The organism is Prevotella sp. oral taxon 313, from assembly GCF_003043935.1.
In the GTDB taxonomy this organism is placed as follows: Bacteria; Bacteroidota; Bacteroidia; order Bacteroidales; family Bacteroidaceae; genus Prevotella; species Prevotella jejuni.
Genome location: NZ_PYXE01000001.1, coordinates 1,015,847 through 1,033,186 on the forward strand (window position 1 = coordinate 1,015,847; position 17,340 = coordinate 1,033,186).

Here is a 17,340-nt window from a genome sequence, read left to right on the forward strand (position 1 = left end):
TTAGGCGAATTAATACTAAAACTTATACTCTACAAATGCCTCCATTGCCTCGTAGCAAGCTAAGCCTAAGTCATCATAAAGCTTAGCAGTAGCACGGTTGCGGTCTTCTGAACGCTGCCAGAAGAGACGTTCGTCATTGCCAAGGAATGGTGCACTCTCCATCTGACTCTGATGCTTGAGGATTGAGTTACGTTTTGCACGCAGCTCCTCAGGACTGATAGGAACGCACATCTCGATGTTTTCAATTTCCCATTCTGCCCATGCACCACGGTACATCCATACACGGCAGTCCTTCAACCACTCTGCCTTAGCTTCCTTCTCAAGGTCGATAGCAGCAAGTACAGCATCTGTACACTTGCGGTGAGTGCCGTGTGGGTCGGCCAAGTCACCAGCTACATAAATCTGATGTGGCTTAACCTTAGAAATAAGTTCTCTTACAATATTCACGTCTGCTTCGCCCATTGGAAGTTTCTCAATCTTACCTGACTCATAGAAAGGAAGGTCGAGGAAATGAACATGGTCGAGTGGAATCTGGTTGAAGGTTGAAGCGGTGCGAGCCTCACCACGACGGATAAGTCCCTTGATGGTACGGATATCCTGTGAGTCGATGTCTCCTTCCTTCTTGTTCTTCAAGAATTCCTTAATCTCTTTGTACTTAGACTTGATAACCTCATCTTGGCTGTTGATAAAGAGCTGGTTGAAACCGTTGATGAAGTGCATGAAGCGTACAACCTCCTCATCACCTACGGCAATGTTACCTGATGTCTCGTAAGCCACGTGGACATCATGTCCCTGCTGTACCAAGCGGCGGAGGGTACCACCCATTGAGATAACATCATCGTCAGGGTGTGGAGAGAATACAATCACTCTCTTTGGGAATGGATTAGCACGTTCTGGACGATAGGTGTCGTCAGCATCTGGCTTACCACCTGGCCAACCTGTGATAGTATGCTGGAGGTCATTGAAAATCTTGATGTTTGCATTGTATGCAGAACCATAGAGCGCAAGGAGTTCGCTAAGACCATTCTCATTGTAATCCTTGTTGGTCAACTTGAGAAGAGGCTTACCTGTAATCTGGCAGAGCCAAACAAGTGCAGAGCGTACTAACTTGTCTGTCCATTTGCATGATGCTACGAGCCAAGGGTGCTGAATACGTGTTAGTTTAGCTGCAGCAGAGAGGTCTATAACAACATGTGCATCGTTATGTGTCTGCAAGAAAGATGCTGGGACAGCGTCACTAACCTTACCTTCAACAGTCTTCTTAATAATGTCTGCCTTCTCTTCGCCCCATGCTGTAAGGTAAATCTTACGTGCTGCGAGGATAGTGCTGACGCCCATGGTGATAGAACATGGAGGTACAGACTCCTGAGAACCGAAGCTCATCTTCATCTCCTCACGTGATGTCTCGTCAATCAAGATAAGACGTGAAGCAGAGGTAAGGCTTGAACCTGGTTCGTTGGTAGCGATGTTACCCATACGGCCAATACCTAAAAGGATGACATCAAGGCCACCTAACTCCTTAATATGCTGTTCATACTGACGGCAATGTTCCTGTACATCGTCCTGAGTGATAGTACCATCTGGTGTAAAGATGTTCTCGGCATCAATATCAATATGATTTAAGAAGCGATCTTTAAGCTGGTTGATACTGCGGTTTACGTTCTCTACGCTTAGTGGGAAATACTCGTATGCATTGAAGATAACAACATTCTTGAAACTTAACTTGCCCTCTTGATGACGCTTGATAAGCTCTTGGAAGATAGGAGTGAGCGAAGAGCCAGAGCCAACGCCCATAACATATTTCCTTCCTTCCTGCTCTCTCTTCTTGATATCAGCCTCAAGATGATTAGCAATGTCGATAGTTCCTTCCTCAATAGTTGGGAAGATATCAGTAGGAACCTTCTCAAAACGTGTTATCTCAGAGCGTTCGATAGCTGTTGCAGGACGATAAAACTCCTCAGGTATTTGATTGAGTACAATTTGTGAACTTAGATTCAGTTTCATTACAAGTTCTCCTTTTCTATGTCTTTAAAGTATTTGTATGTTTCTACTGTTAGCTTGTCTGTTGCACTTTCATCACAAACAATGATGCCGTGCTCGTGCATCTGCAATGCACTGATTGTCCACTTCTGTGTGAGCGGACCTTCTACGGCTGCGCGCAAAGCCTCAGCCTTGTTATGACCATTCACAAGAATCAATACTTCCTTAGCATCCATTACTGTACCAACACCTACTGTCAGTGCATGTACAGGAACCTTGTTAGGATCATTGTCAAAGAAACGTGAGTTTGCAATACGTGTATCTGATGTCAATGTCTTGATACGAGTGCGTGAGCGAAGAGACGAACCTGGTTCGTTGAAGGCAATGTGACCATCAGGGCCGATACCACCCAAGAAGAGGTCGATACCACCTGCCTCACGAATCATCTCCTCATAGTGCTGGCACTCTGCTTCGAGGTTCTCTGCATTACCATTTAATATATGAATATTCTCCTTTGGGCAGTCAATATGATTGAAGAGGTTTTCTGCCATGAATGAATGATAACTCTGTGGATGGTTCTCAGGTAGTCCTACATACTCATCCATGTTGAATGTAACAACATTCTTGAAGCTTACTCTCCCTTCTTTATATGCTTTTACCAACTCAGCATACATGCCCTCTGGTGAAGAACCAGTTGGCAAACCGAGAACAAAAGGCTTGTCTTGATTCTTAGCAGCATTGATACGCTCAATAACGTAGTTTGCTGCCCATTTAGATAACTTTTCGTAGTTAGGTTCTATGATTAATCTCATACTCTTTGGTTTTAATTATTATGTTTTGGTTTATTATGTTATTAATTCTATTCTTGTGCTTCTGACTTCTCTTTCTTTGTATTGTCTGGATGGGTGAATGGTACGAACCATGTAACCAGTAAGGCTGGGATGGTACATATCAATACGAAGATAAAGAAGCGGCGATAACCTAAAATATCGCTGAAAACGCCACTCAGCATACCTGGCAACATCACTCCTAAGTTCATGATACCACTTGCAAAAGCGTAATGAGCCATCTGATGTTTGCCCGGTGCTATCTGTTGCATCATAAAGAGGGAGAGTCCAACAAAGCCGAAGCCATACCCAAAGTATTCCATTACAATGGCACCGCCAATCAGCCAAAGGCTCTCTGGTTGATAGATAGCTAAGAATGTATAAGCTATGAATGGGATATTGAATACCAATGCAAGTGAGAAGAGACTCTTCTGCAACCCTCTCCAAGCAATGTAATAGCCTGCAAGGATAGAGCCAATAACAAAGGCTGCAGCACCGAAGGTACCATAGCAGAGTCCAATCTCTTGTTCGCTCAATCCTAAACCTTGGTCAGCACGTGACGCTTTAAGGAAGAGAGGAACTATCTTCATGACGAAACCCTCTGCAAAACGATAGAGGATAATGAAGAATATATAATATATAATGTGTCTTTTCTTAAAGAAGTCGACAAATACCTCTACCAGTTCTACTAATGACTCGTTTAGTGATTTGGGCGAATCTGTTGTAGCCTTCTTTGGATTTGGTAGGATGACGAAGTGGTAACAACCAATCACTATCATAATAGTAGCGATAATGAGCATGATAAACATCCATGCTTTTGTTACACCGAAATGCTCAATAAACGTACCAGCAAGGTAGACCAACCCACCTGTAGCTGCTATCTTCGCAATGTTATAGAAAGCTCCTTGCCAGCCGATCCACCTTGCTTGCTCTTCATTTGAGAGCACAGACATATAGGTTCCGTCCGCAGCAATATCGTGCGTAGCGCCGCTCATAGCAATAACCGCAAGTATCGCTATTGTAACAGGGAAGAAGAAAGGAAGATGAAGGGCAAAGGCTACTAAGGCAAAAAGCACACCTGTAAGCAGCTGTGTCAATACAACAAAGAACTTCTTTGTCTTATAGATCTCTAAGAACGGACTCCATAGTGGTTTCAAGGTCCATGGAAGCATGATAAGAGATGTCCAAAAGGCTATCTGTCCATCAGATACTCCCATTCCTTTATACATTAATGTACAAACCATATTGAGTACGACGAAAGGCATACCCATGGCGAAATAAAGCGTAGGAACCCATGTTGCAGGACTATGCAGCTTTTTATTTTCTTCTTTTAGGTTCTTAGGGTTTAGACTCATTTTCTTTATCTATGATTTTCTAAAGAAAGTAACAGTTGAAGAGGTGGTTTTACTTATCTAAAAGGTTAAATTTAACTTTAATTTACCAATGAGATAAACCTCTTGTGATGAGAACTGCACTCCCTCAATTCTAACTATTGTATTTATAACGCTTATAAACGCTTTTTATTGTATGCGTATTTGGTATTTTCAATGAAAATAATTAAATTTGCATAGAATAAAAAAAATACGTTTATAAATCATTACCTATAATTATGTGGCTGAATTCTTATTCCCATCTTTTTAAGGCAACGATAGCTTGTACAAGCTTATTATTCTCGCCGGTAGTTCTTTCAACGGTTCATGCTCAGGAACAGAATGTTGTTGTGATTAACCCGACTGACTCTCCTTCAGATATTGTTCGTAAGGCTGCAAATGTTGTTCCTTCTGCTCGTCAGTTCAATTGGCAGCGTCAGGAGCTTACTGCTTTCTTGCACTATGGTGTTAATACCTATACTGGTAGAGAGTGGGGAGATGGTAAGGAGTCGCCTGCTATCTTCAATCCAACCAATCTTGATGCAGACCAGTGGATACGTGAGTTAAAGGCTGCAGGCTTCAAGTGTGCTATCCTTACTTGTAAACACCATGATGGTTTCTGTCTGTGGCCATCGGCTTATACTGAGCATAGCGTTAAACACTCGCCTTGGAAGAATGGTAAGGGTGATGTCGTCCGTGAGGTGAGCGAGGCTTGTAAGAAGTATGGTATGGACTTTGGTGTTTACCTTTCTCCTTGGGACCGTAACTCTGCGTTGTATGGAACCGACGCTTATAATGATTTCTTTGTTAAGCAGTTGACAGAATTACTTACGCAATATGGTAAGATAAGCGAGGTCTGGTTTGATGGTGCTTGTGGTGAGGGTCCAAACGGTAAGAAGCAGGTGTATGACTTTGTACGTTGGTATGAGCTTATCCGTAAGCTACAGCCAGAGGCCGTGATAGCTGTTATGGGACCTGATGTACGTTGGGTTGGAACAGAGACAGGACGTGGTCGTGAGATGGAATGGAGTGTTGTGCCTAAGGATAATCTCGACCAGGATGCTATTGCGAAGAACTCACAGCAGGAGGTGCTGACGGCACCTGTTGGTGATATGATGGGTCAGGACCTTGGTAGCCGCAAGAAGATTGAGAAGGCAAAGTCGCTCGTCTGGTATCCAGCTGAGATTGATGTGTCTATTCGTCCGGGTTGGTTCTATCATGAGGAACAGGACAGTAAGGTTAAGTCTCCAAAGGAGTTGATGGATATCTACTTCACTTCTGTAGGAATGAATGGTGTACTTCTCTTAAATCTCCCTCCTAACAAGGAAGGTAGACTTTCTGATGCTGATGTGAGAAGTCTTCGTGGTTTCCGCCAGTTGTATGTAACAACCTTTACTGATAACCTCTTGGCGAAGGCTAAGGTTACTTGTTCTCTGTCAGAGGGTAAGGGCCGCAATGTCGTTGATGATAATTATGACACCTCTGTACGTCCTAAGATGAAGGACGGTAAGGCTGTCTTCTCATTTAAACTGAACAAACCTGTCACCTTCAATGTCTTGTCTGTTCAGGAGGATATCCGTAAGGGGCAGCGTGTAGAAAAGTTCTTACTCGAAGTAAAGGATGCCAAGGGTAATTGGAAGAAAGTTACTGAGGGAACAACTGTTGGGCATAAGCGTTTGTTGAGATTCCCTGTTGAGACCGCTAAGGAGGTGCGCCTTATCATTAGTGAGGTGCGTGCCGTACCAACTATCTCTGAAATTGGACTTTATCGCTTAAGAGATTAGAATATCATTCTCAGACTTATTACAATAAGTTATATAAAAAGAGCGTGTGTCAAAATGCAAATTAATAACTTGACAACTTTCAAACTATAAGTAGTTTTTCCTGAAACAAAGAAAAGACCATTTCTTTACTCAAAATCGAGTACAGAAATGGTCATTTTTAATGGATTGTTTCAAACTGTAAGATTATCAAAATAGTATATACATTTTGACACACCCTCTCCTCATCAATTTTATTTGTTAGTATTACTACTGTTTTACAAATCCATTCTTATAAAAGTCATACCAATCTGCAATCTTTTTAGGAGTATTGGCTTTCAGAAGTAAGAGCATTTCACGAGTGAACTCCAAGTGACCAGTAATATTTGCTGTAACGATATTTTTATCACTCACTGCCTGTGCGTTCACATATCCTGTTTCGTTCGTGTATCTTTCACCGCCCCATTGTTTAAGTTGGTCGAGACCATTACCCGTATGTTTTACGTTGTTCAAGAAGCCATGAGCACACAGAAATGATGCTCCGTTGCATATAGCTCCTACAGGTTTGCCCTTATCCAATGCTTCTTGTACCAATGGCTCAACAAGTTCTGCTTTAGGAGAATTCCATTGATTGCCACCGATAAGCACTAAGGCTGCATACTCTTTGGGCATATTCTCAAAAGAATAGTCGGGCAATGTTTTGAATCCACCAATGGAACAGACTGCATCTAATGTCGGAGCAACTGTATGCACTCTGTACTTGATTTCACTACCTGGTATTACGCCAACATGAAGGGCTGTAGAGAGAAAAGCACCTTCCCAATCTGTGTACTCATTCAATAAGACAAACAAAACTTTTTGGAGGTTTAGTAGTGCCATTATCTTATTCGCATCTTCATGATTGGCTGTGTTGTATAGTGTGGCATTGTCAACCCGTTTCTTTTCAATGTAATCGTGCATAGGATAAGCATTGATAGCAGCTTGAATACTGTTACTGTCTTTGCCAGAACCAATTGTACAAGCACAAATAGCCACATCGCATCCTAAACCCTTTAATTCTTCGAGATGATTCTTTACAGAGCATTCTCCACTTGGAAAATCTCCCTGTGTAACAATACCAACTTTTCTTCCATCGTATTCTATGACATCAAGAAAATCACCATTGGATATTTCTTTAAAACAATTGTTAGAATTTTGAGAGCTTTGTTCCAATAGCTTATCATGCACAATCGTTAGTGTTGTTGTTTTCCCACTATTTTGGGGACCTCTTAATGAGATAATTTCCATATTATTTATATTTTAATTACAAACAAAATACCTCTTCAGCGATAATGAACGTTGAATATCAAGAACTTATAAACGTAACATTGTGGCAAAAAGGCTCGAAATGACATTCTTTACCAGAACTTGTATGTATCTATTTATGTAACTTGTTGATAATCAACAGTAGTTTATACATCTTGTCGCTGAATAGTTACGTATAACCTATTCATTGATTAAATGCTTTTAAAATATAGTGCAAATATACAAAAAAACAAGATATAAGCATCTTATTCAAACTAAAATATATATATATTGTCTTAAGAACTAAAGTTTGTCATACCCTCTTCAATATATTTACGTACAAATGAGTCTTTTATTCTTTTATTTGATATTCCTATTTAACTTGTTTCTATTTTGTTTTCTTAAATTTCAACAGGTTATCTGCATATCCCTTCCAATCAGCCACTCCACAAATACTATCTGTTGGTGTGCGATAGAAGGTGTTGCCGTTGTTTCCACCTGTCAGATAGATGGCATCGGTAAAACCGTAGTCGGCAAGGGCTTGTGCAAAGTCGTAGAGCGACTCATTGTGGATTGTCTCAACATACCAGATGGCCGTAGAGCCAGCCTTACGGGCCAAGGCACAGCGTGTCACCTTACCCTTTAAGGCAAACTGTCTCTCACATATTTGTCCTGCTGATACGAGTGCAAATTGACGGAACATACTGCCATTGTGGGCTTTGACATACTCTTTTATGGAATCGTCCTGACCGATACCTATTTGCCACTTGTCGCCAACGATAATCGCGAAGCCTGCCTTATTATGGTTGCTTGCATACTCCTTACCTTGATAGATAAAATCACCTATGTATTTGTATTGATGGTTTTCATCCCAATAGAAGTCCCAACCATGTGTGACAAGACAGACGGTAGAGTCGCTGTCAGAAGGGGCCGTACGAGATAGGGTAGGCGTGAGTCCGTGTAGTTCGTATAGTCTCATACCCACACCATAGAGCGAGTCTACCTTCATCGTCACCCCTTGTAAAGTGTCTGTCGGCATCTTCTCTAAATCGCGAATGACTTCAGTTGACGTACGACTCAGTGGGTAGTCAAAGGCGATGGTACGGCTCATGGCTTTCTGCCAGAAGTAGAGGGTTGCAGCCGAAAGGACGAGAATAACAAGCAGAACAAGACCTTTCCACCATCTACGGGATGCTGGTTGCTGCTTGTCTGTTGGCTGAGAAGGCTTGAATCCCTCACCTCCTAAGAACTGAATGTCGTCGTCACTATAGCTCATTCTGCTTTTGTTTTATACCCTCTTCAAGCAGCTGCAGCGCTTTATGAGAGATGGAGTTGAGTACTATCTTTTGTGGTATTTCTTTCCTCCAAAGGCTCAGCTGGTCCTTCTTAGTGTCTATCCTACAGATATAGTGAAGGTTGAGAACATATTGTTTACCCACCCTTACGAATACAATTTCCTGCTGTCTCATCTGTTGGTCAATGAGCTCTGTGATGGCTTTAAGGTTCATCCATAACTGTAACTCCTCCCCATTTGAAAGCGTCATCACACAGTAGTTGCCGTCTGACCGGATATAAAGTATCTCGTCAAACGCCAGTCGCATCATCTCAGTGCTCCCGTTTTGTATGATTAACAGCTGTTTCACTCTCTATTGCCAACAGATTGTTATACTACTGCAAATGTAGTAATAAAAAGCTATACTCTTGTTGCTTTGTATCGAAAATCTATTCTTTTCAGTCAATCAATGCCTTAGAATAGCTACTAACAGAAGTCTTCTCGATGGGTAACATACAGGTCGATAAAGAGTTTAACTCTTGCCAACAACTCCCTTATATGTGTCCATATAGCCCTCGGATGGCGTACGTCATCAGCATTATAACCCACTGCTTTAATGTTCATCTTGTCTGCTAAGAAGATGCTACGCTCGTTGTGCCATTTTTGAGAGATGATAATCATGTCATGAATACCGAAATATTGCTTGCTATTCCTCAAAGACAGTAGGGTACGATAGCCTTGTCCATCCATCATGATGATGCTATCTGGCACGCCCCTTTCTATCAGGTCGTGGCGCATTGTTTGTGGTTCGTCATATCCTTCTCGCCTGTCTCCACTAATGATAAGCTGTCTGAACTTCCCATGTTTGTAGAGTTCTGCTGTCGCATTGATACGTGCCAAGTAAAACGAACTTGGTCTTTTACCGTCTCTTGTCTTTGGGTTAGTGCCGAGCAACAAGGCTGTCTGCATAGTGGGAACGTCATTGATATCGCTGAATGTCCTACCTTCTGCATTCCTGTCAACACTGATGTTGCACAGTGCGACGATGATGGCAAGTATGACAAGGATAGCGATGGAGAAATAAAGTATTTGTCTTCTTCGTTTCATCTGATTATGTATTTATTGAATCATTACGTATGAGTGTACTTTGTCTTGATACCTTTTCTGATTATCTCGATGCAAAGTTATACTTTTTCTCTTACCAATCACCATCTTTCTTCCACCTGCTGATGAAATGGTAGTGAGCGTGTATGAAATAGCGTAGTTTGTCTTTATTTAGATAAAACATTCCTCTGTACATCATAGCCGAGCATCATAAATTATTGAGCGAAGTCTTTTTTTCGTGGGAAAATATGTGGGGGAAATTCACTTGTAACGGCAGAAACTGGCTTTCTGTGAGTTCTGTATGTGTACAAAACTTACATTTATCTATCAGAGAAGGGTCTGATTCTTTTGTTTTCACTAACATGCTTATAGTGTATCTCGGCAATCACGCCATATTTCCGTGGTATTAATAAGGTGATGAAAAAACGTTACATGTTATCGAGCCAACTATCCTCTTAACTGGTATGTATTATATCTTAAAGTAGAGATTGTAACATGCAACAAGTCAGTAAGTTCTGAACAGCTTTTGAGAAGACGCCCTTCTTGCTCTAAGAAGGGCGTCTTCTGTCAGCAAGAAGGGCATGTTCTCGAGTGAAGAAGGGCCTTTCCTTGTCCCATCTCTGCGCCCTTTCTGAATGGAGAGAGGAGTAGTTAGCGAAATATCCCAACATTTTTTGTCTGTCCATTGCGTGTTCTCTCTTCTATTATCTGTCATTTAATAGGGTTAACCTCACTAATCACAATAGTTATAACACTCTGTGCTCTCTGTCGGCCGGAGGCCTTCTGTGGGTTCGAAACGTGAGTAAACAGGCTCCGTGAACTCTGTGAGCTCTGTGAGAGAAAAAAACACCCAGCGTCTCACCCTTTGCTCCGTTTAGAAAGAGAAACATCTTCCCAGCACTTCACCCTTCGTCCCGTTCTGTGAGAATACAAACTCCAATCCGTTTGAATCTATCGTATATACAAGAAAAGCCGTTACCTCAGATGAAGTAACGGCTTGTGTATGTTTGAGATAAAAATCTCTTACTTCTCGATAGCTGCAACGCCTGGGAGCACCTTACCCTCAATAGCCTCGAGCATAGCACCACCACCAGTAGAAACGTATGAAACCTTGTCAGCAAGACCGAACTTGTTAACAGCAGCAACAGAGTCACCACCACCAACGAGTGAGTAAGCACCGTTCTCCTGAGTTGCCTCTGCTACAGCCTTAGCAATCTCACCAGTACCCTTAGCGAAGTTCTCCAACTCGAACACGCCTACAGGACCGTTCCAAAGGATTGTCTTAGAAGCAAGGATAATCTTCTTCCATGCCTCGATGCTCTCCTCTGATGCGTCCATACCTTCCCACTCATCAGGAATCTGGTCGATAGGGAATACCTTACGCTCTGTGTCGTTAGAGAAGTCTTTACCGCAAACAGTGGCTACTGAGAGTGAAAGGTTTACGCCCTTCTCCTTAGCAGCAGCGATTACGTTCAATGCCTCTGGCATCAAGTCGTCCTCGTGGAGAGACTTACCAATCTTACCACCCTGTGCCTTGATGAAGGTATAACCCATACCACCGCCGATGATAAGGTTGTCTACCTTGTCGAGGAGGTTCTTGATTACACCGAGCTTAGAGCTTACCTTTGAACCACCGATGATAGCGGTGAATGGATGCTGAGCGTTCTTCAATACGTTATTGATAGCTGTAACCTCTTTCTCCATGAGGTAGCCTAACATCTTGTGGTCAGCATCGAAGTAGTCAGCGATAACTGCTGTAGACGCATGCTTGCGGTGAGCTGTACCGAAGGCGTCGTTTACATATACGTCAGCGTATGAAGCGAGCTTCTTAGCAAAGTCCTTCTGACGCTCCTTCATCTCTGCCTTTGCGGCGTCATACTCTGGTGTACCCTTCTCAACACCTACTGGTTTGCCTTCCTCTTCTGGGTAGTAACGAAGGTTCTCAAGCAAGAGAGCCTCGCCTGGCTTTAGTGCTGCAGCCTCAGCCTCAGCGTTACCAGCGTCCTTAGCGAACTTAACCTCAACACCAAGAGCATCGCTTACGTTCTTAACAATCTGGCTCAATGAGAGCTCTGGCTTTACCTTTCCCTTTGGCTTACCCATGTGGCTCATCATGATGAGGGCGCCACCGTCGGCCAATATCTTCTTTAGTGTTGGCAGAGCACCACGGATACGTGTGTCGTCAGTTACGTGGCCCTTCTCATCCAAAGGCACATTGAAGTCTACGCGGACGATAGCTTTATGTCCTGCGAAGTTAAAATCGTTAATTTTCATTTGTTCTTTATTATTTGTAATGTTATTATTTCCTTGTGGCAAAAATACTAATTTTTAATGGATTGGTGAAATCAAACACTATCTTTTTTGTATATTTGCAGAAAAATAAGATGGTAATGAAAGATTCGGTTATTATTGTTAGTGGTGGGTTAGACTCCATTACGTTGCTTTATGATAAGGCGGAGACTATCGCCTTGGCTATCTCTTTCGACTATGGTCAGAATCATGGGTCTAAGGAACTGCCTTATGCTCAGTATCATTGTGAGAAGTTGGGTATCCCGCATATTACTATCCCTTTGTCGTTTATGCACGAGTATTTTAAGAGTTCGCTACTTGATGGTGCTGAGGCTATTCCAGAGGGACATTATGCGGAGGAGAATATGAAGTCGACGGTTGTTCCTTTCCGTAATGGTATTATGCTTGCGATAGCGACGGGTATTGCTGAGAGTCATGAGTTGAAGCGTGTGTATATTGCTAACCATGGTGGCGACCATACCATTTATCCTGACTGCCGTCCTGAGTTTATCAATGCGATGAATGGTGCTACGGAGGCGGGCACTTTTGTGAAAGTTAGTGTTGAGGCTCCTTATACGAATATTACTAAGGCTGAGATCGTGGCACGTGGCGCTGCGTTGGGAATTGACTATGCTAAGACTTGGAGTTGCTATAAGGGTAGCGACGTACACTGTGGTAAGTGTGGTACGTGCGTAGAACGTAGAGAAGCCTTTGAAGCGGCGGGTGTGAAGGACCCGACTGTTTATAGTGAGGATTAACGGCGTTTGGCTGTTGCTGCTTATCCTTTGATTGCTAAAAATAAAATGGGGATGTGCCATAATAAGGACGTCCCTTTTTTGTATCCTCATACTTACCTTGTCAGCAAAAAGGTCTACCTTTTTTGTCAAAAGGGTTGACCTTTTTCGCAAAAAGGGTCTACCTTTTTACTATAAAGAGCGATTGTTTTTACAAAGAGCTATGCTTGTTACTACAAAAAACGAGGATGCGTCTGGTTTGACACACCCTCGTCTCGTTATTTATCCCCTGTTGGGGTTAAGCTAATAGTTGTTCTGCCATATTTGCAGCGGCTCTTCTTCCATCTCCCATAGCAAGGATGACGGTTGCACCACCACGTACGATGTCACCACCAGCATAGATTTCTGGTTGCGAACTCTGCATCTGTTCGTTGACAACGATTGTGTCTTTACGACCTAACTCAAGTCCTTTTACTGACTTAGGTACCAATGGGTTAGGTGATACACCTACGGCAACGATGACCTGATCGCACTCAACAGTGACGGTCTCGCCTGTCAATTCAGGACGGCAGCGACCACTTGCGTCTGGTTCTCCGAGTTTCATCACGTCTAAGACGGCTGCACATACACGACCTTTCTCATCCGCCTTATATTCCTGTGGATTATGAAGAGTGAGGAAGTTAATACCCTCTTCTTTAGCATGTTTCACCTCTTCAAGACGTGCAGGCATCTCGGCTTCAGAACGACGATAGACAAGTGTGACGTCTGCGCCTAATCGTTTGGCAGTACGACAAGAGTCCATAGCTGTGTTACCACCACCGATAACCAAGACTTTCTTACCCATAATGATTGGTGTGTCGGTCTCTGGATTGGCTGCGTCCATGAGGTTCACACGTGTCAGATACTCGTTACTTGAAAGGATGTTGATGGCGTTCTCACCTGGAATACCCATGAAATTAGGCAATCCGGCACCTGATCCAACGAAGATACCCTTGAAGCCCTTCTCCTTTAAGTCTTCTATACTGATGGTCTTACCGACGATAGTATCGGTCTGGAAGTGTACGCCTATGCGACGAAGATTGTCTATTTCGACATCAACAATCTTGTTTGGCAGACGGAACTCAGGGATACCATATTTCAACACACCGCCAATCTCGTGCAGTGCCTCAAATACATAAACCTCGAAGCCACGCTTAGCCATATCGCCAGCAAAGCTTAAGCCTGCAGGACCAGAACCGATAACGGCAACCTTGATACCATTAGATGGTGCAACAGTAGGCAGTGCCATGTGTCCACTTTCACGCTCGTAGTCGGCTGCGAAACGCTCAAGATAACCGATGGCTACGGCTGGTGACTTCATCTTCAAATGGATACAACGGCTCTCACATTGCTTCTCTTGTGGACAAACACGGCCACATACGGCTGGTAGGGCAGATGTTTCCTTGAGTATCTTGGCTGCTTCGAGGAAGTCGCCACGCTCTATATTCTTAATGAAGTCTGGTATGTGAATATTTACAGGACAGCCCTCTACGCAAGAAGGTTTCGGACAGTCAAGGCAGCGTTTAGCCTCTTGCATAGCCATTTCTGGGGTTAATCCGATATTTACCTCCTCTAAACGGGTCTTCGCACGATAGTCGGCATCCAGCTCTGGCATCTTCACACGCTCTATAGCTGTGCGCTCCTTTGGCTTGAGGGCCTTGCGTAATGTGGTGCGCCAATCGGCTCCCTCCAACTCTTCTGATAGGTGGGCTGTAGGGGATGAAGTGTTTTCTTCTTGACAGTTTGCTGCTCCATTTTCTGCGTTGTTCTTATCTCCTGTCTTCCCTTGAGCCTCTTTTTCTGACTTGTTTCCCGCCAGGCACTCCCCTCCTTCGGAGGGGTTGGGGGAGGTCTCAATCTCCTTAAACGTCCCCATTCGCTTGAACATCTCATCCCAGTCGACGAGGTCGCCATCGAATTCAGGACCATCAATGCAGACAAAGCGTGTCTTACCACCTATTGTCAGACGGCAAGCACCACACATTCCTGTTCCGTCCACCATGATAGTATTAAGTGAAACATCGTTAGGAATGCCGTATTTCTTAGCTAAAAGAGAGGTGAATTTCATCATGATAGGAGGTCCGATAGCTAACACCTTGTCTACGTGTTCGCGCTGTATCACCTTCTCAACGCCCACGGTGATGACACCTTTCTCTCCGTAGGAACCATCATCGGTCATGATGATAACCTCATCAGAGTATTTCTTTACATCGTCTACCATGATAACTAACTCCTTTGTGCGACCGGCGAGGACAGAGATTACTCTGTTACCAGCCTGCTTCAGTGCTGTAAGGATAGGGAGAATGGCAGCGATACCAATACCACCACCCGCACAGATAATCGTACCGTAGTTCTCTATGTGGGATGGGGTGCCGAGTGGTCCGACAATATCAACAATCTCATCGCCTTCATTCAACTGGCAAAGCTTTGTTGATGAGCGTCCTACCTCTTGGATAACCATGGTGAGCGTACCCTTTACTGGGTCCGATTTCGCAATGGTGTAGGGTACACGTTCGCTGTGGTTGTCAACACGCACGATGATAAAGTTACCTGGACGGCAGCTTCGTGCAATGAGCGGTGCTTCTACTTCTAAGCAGAAAACCTTCTCTGAAAACTGTTGTTTACGGATAATCTTGTTCATGGAGTGGTAATAGATATGAAAAGTACGGCCCCTATATTCCACTTATACAATGGGTGTTATCCAATTGGATAGAGGTGTATGATGATAGAATTAGGTTAGATACTTTATTTGTTTAAATTAGTTGTTCGCGGTAATGATGCCCCTCCTTGTTAGGGGAGGGGCTGTATTCTTTAGTCCATCTTGTCATCGAGCATCTCGAAACCACAGTAAGGAACGAGTACCTTTGGTACACGAATACCCTCTGGGGTTTGGTTGTTCTCAATGATAGCTGCAACGATACGTGGTAGAGCAAGGGCTGAACCATTCAATGTATGGCAGAGTTCAATCTTCTTATCTTCGGCATGACGGTAACGACAGTGCAGACGATTTGCCTGATAGCTTTCGAAGTTTGACACGCTTGATACCTCCAACCAACGCTCTTGTGCAGCACTCCACACCTCAAAGTCATAGCAGAGAGCAGCTGTGAAGCTAATGTCTCCACCGCAAAGACGGAGGATGTGGTAAGGCAATTCAAGCTTCTTTAAAAGACCTTCAACGTGGTCTAACATCTCATCCAATGACTGATAAGAGTGCTCTGGCTTATCGATACGTACAATCTCAACCTTATCAAACTGGTGTAAGCGGTTCAAACCACGTACGTCCTTACCATAGCTACCAGCCTCACGACGGAAACAAGCAGAGTAAGCACAACGCTTAATAGGCAGGTCTTGCTCGTTGAGAATCTCGTCACGGAAGATATTTGTTACAGGAACCTCAGCTGTTGGGATAAGATAGAGGTCGTCAAGATTAGCATGATACATCTGTCCCTCCTTATCTGGCAACTGACCAGTAGCCTGACCAGACTCCTGATTTACTACCAATGGTGGCTGTACTTCCAAGTAGCCACTCTTACGAGCTTCATCGAGGAAGAAAGCCTCTAAGGCACGTTGGAAGCGTGCCATCTTACCGATATAGAGTGGGAAACCAGCACCAGTAATCTTCACACCAAGATCGAAATCTACCAAGTTAAACTTCTTCAGTAAGTCCCAGTGGCACAATGCGTCAGCAGGTAGGTTTGGCTTCTCGCCACCTTCCTTTACAACAACATTGTCCTCAGCATCCTTACCTTCTGGTACGATGTCGTTAGGAATGTTTGGTATTGTGAGTAACACGTTGGTCATGTCTTTCTGAGCCAAATCCATTATCTCTTGGAGAGCTTTGTCAGAAGACTTCAAAAGTGCCACCTCTTCCTTTATTTTATTAGCTTCGTCTTTCTTTCCTTCTTTCATCAGTCCACCAATCTGCTTCGAGAGTTGATTCTGCTGTTGCTTGTTTGTGTCGAGCTTCTGCTGAGTCTCGCGACGCAGACGGTCATATTCTAATACTTTCTCAACTGCCTCGCGTGCACCGTTGAAGTGTTTCTTCTCCAGTCCTTTGATGACGCGTTCAGTCTCTTCACTGATGAGCTTTAATGTAAGCATAACGTTCTAATCTTTATTTTAATTTGTTTCTGAGAGCAAAGTTACGAAAAAACTTCTATAAGTCAAAAACATTTATATTACTTATTTTGTTATTTGCTTGTTGGAAAGGAAGGGATAGTAGCTTCTGATAAAGAAATATGTAATTACAAAAGACAAAGCCGTTCCCAATGCTTTGTACGTTGGATATCTCTTTGGGTTATGCTGCCTTTTTACGACAGCCGCAGTAAATCACTTGTCTGCAAAAAAAACTTATGCTGAAAGGTGTTAATCCTTGTTTTAATGGAAGATGCTCTCAGAGAAGGCATTAATGTCTTACCTAAGGACAACTACGTGTCTTAATCCTTGTTTTAATGGAAGATACTCTCAGAGAGCCTAAACGAAGTAGATGGCTTGAGAATTGTAAATGGTCTTAATCCTTGTTTTAATGGAAGATACTCTCAGAGGAAATGGAAAATAGTTTTAGGCTACCGGCTCCAGAGTCTTAATCCTTGTTTTAATGGAAGATACTCTCAGAGTTTTTATTTATGATAATCGAAAATTACCAACGTCTTAATCCTTGTTTTAATGGAAGATACTCTC

The 17,340-nt window shown here is 43.2% G+C and carries 12 protein-coding genes and 1 CRISPR repeat array (1 of these 13 running past the window's edge); of the genes, 2 read left to right on the top strand and 10 right to left on the bottom strand.

Annotated features, from left to right (window positions below):
* Positions 1 to 15: 15 nt before the first annotated feature.
* The 3 genes from AXF23_RS03945 to AXF23_RS03955 are packed head-to-tail and all read right to left on the bottom strand — an operon-like array spanning position 16 to position 4,162.
* The gene (locus AXF23_RS03945; RefSeq protein WP_107624375.1) at positions 16 to 2,004 is read right to left on the bottom strand and encodes a glucosamine-6-phosphate deaminase; all 1,989 of its coding nucleotides are present in this window, start codon (positions 2,002 to 2,004) and stop codon (positions 16 to 18) included.
* The gene (nagB, locus tag AXF23_RS03950; protein ID WP_107624376.1) at positions 2,004 to 2,792 is read right to left on the bottom strand and encodes a glucosamine-6-phosphate deaminase; all 789 of its coding nucleotides are present in this window, start codon (positions 2,790 to 2,792) and stop codon (positions 2,004 to 2,006) included. Before nagB ends, AXF23_RS03945 begins: the two co-directional genes overlap by 1 nt.
* A gap of 47 nt (positions 2,793 to 2,839) precedes the next feature.
* The gene (locus AXF23_RS03955) at positions 2,840 to 4,162 is read right to left on the bottom strand and encodes an MFS transporter (protein ID WP_107624377.1); all 1,323 of its coding nucleotides are present in this window, start codon (positions 4,160 to 4,162) and stop codon (positions 2,840 to 2,842) included.
* Between the two features lie 254 nt (positions 4,163 to 4,416).
* On the opposite strand from AXF23_RS03955, the gene AXF23_RS03960 reads away from it, so the two are divergent.
* Positions 4,417 to 5,961, top strand: a complete 1,545-nt coding sequence (locus AXF23_RS03960) for an alpha-L-fucosidase (protein WP_107624378.1) — start codon at positions 4,417 to 4,419, stop codon at positions 5,959 to 5,961.
* 246 nt (positions 5,962 to 6,207) lie between these two features.
* On the opposite strand, the gene AXF23_RS03965 is transcribed toward AXF23_RS03960, so the two are convergent.
* From AXF23_RS03965 to pgk, 5 genes are all read right to left on the bottom strand, one after another.
* Complete coding sequence (locus tag AXF23_RS03965) at positions 6,208 to 6,816, bottom strand: type 1 glutamine amidotransferase family protein (protein ID WP_107625788.1); 609 nt, start codon at positions 6,814 to 6,816, stop codon at positions 6,208 to 6,210.
* Between the two features lie 793 nt (positions 6,817 to 7,609).
* Positions 7,610 to 8,497: a hypothetical protein gene (locus tag AXF23_RS03970; RefSeq protein ID WP_107624379.1), complete on the bottom strand. Its 888-nt coding sequence runs from the start codon at positions 8,495 to 8,497 to the stop codon at positions 7,610 to 7,612.
* Positions 8,487 to 8,864, bottom strand: coding sequence for a LytTR family DNA-binding domain-containing protein (locus AXF23_RS03975; RefSeq protein WP_232214092.1), 378 nt, complete (start codon positions 8,862 to 8,864; stop codon positions 8,487 to 8,489). The genes AXF23_RS03970 and AXF23_RS03975 overlap by 11 nt, the downstream gene beginning before the upstream one ends.
* Positions 8,865 to 8,980: 116 nt before the next feature.
* Positions 8,981 to 9,601, bottom strand: coding sequence for a SanA/YdcF family protein (locus AXF23_RS03980; RefSeq protein WP_107624380.1), 621 nt, complete (start codon positions 9,599 to 9,601; stop codon positions 8,981 to 8,983).
* Between the two features lie 1,020 nt (positions 9,602 to 10,621).
* Positions 10,622 to 11,872, bottom strand: a complete 1,251-nt coding sequence (gene pgk, locus AXF23_RS03985; RefSeq protein WP_107624381.1) for a phosphoglycerate kinase — start codon at positions 11,870 to 11,872, stop codon at positions 10,622 to 10,624.
* Between the two features lie 116 nt (positions 11,873 to 11,988).
* On the opposite strand from pgk, the gene queC reads away from it, so the two are divergent.
* Positions 11,989 to 12,645, top strand: coding sequence for a 7-cyano-7-deazaguanine synthase QueC (gene queC, locus AXF23_RS03990; RefSeq protein WP_107625789.1), 657 nt, complete (start codon positions 11,989 to 11,991; stop codon positions 12,643 to 12,645).
* 274 nt (positions 12,646 to 12,919) lie between these two features.
* Here queC and AXF23_RS03995 read toward each other — a convergent pair whose 3' ends face one another.
* On the bottom strand, positions 12,920 to 15,301 hold the full coding sequence (locus AXF23_RS03995) for a bifunctional dihydroorotate dehydrogenase B NAD binding subunit/NADPH-dependent glutamate synthase (RefSeq protein WP_107624382.1): 2,382 nt from the start codon (positions 15,299 to 15,301) through the stop codon (positions 12,920 to 12,922).
* A gap of 170 nt (positions 15,302 to 15,471) precedes the next feature.
* Complete coding sequence (gene serS, locus AXF23_RS04000) at positions 15,472 to 16,761, bottom strand: serine--tRNA ligase (RefSeq protein ID WP_107624383.1); 1,290 nt, start codon at positions 16,759 to 16,761, stop codon at positions 15,472 to 15,474.
* Between the two features lie 261 nt (positions 16,762 to 17,022).
* Positions 17,023 to 17,340: direct repeats of the CRISPR family, unit length 37 nt; unit sequence GTCTTAATCCTTGTTTTAATGGAAGATACTCTCAGAG (it continues 4,829 nt past the right edge of the window).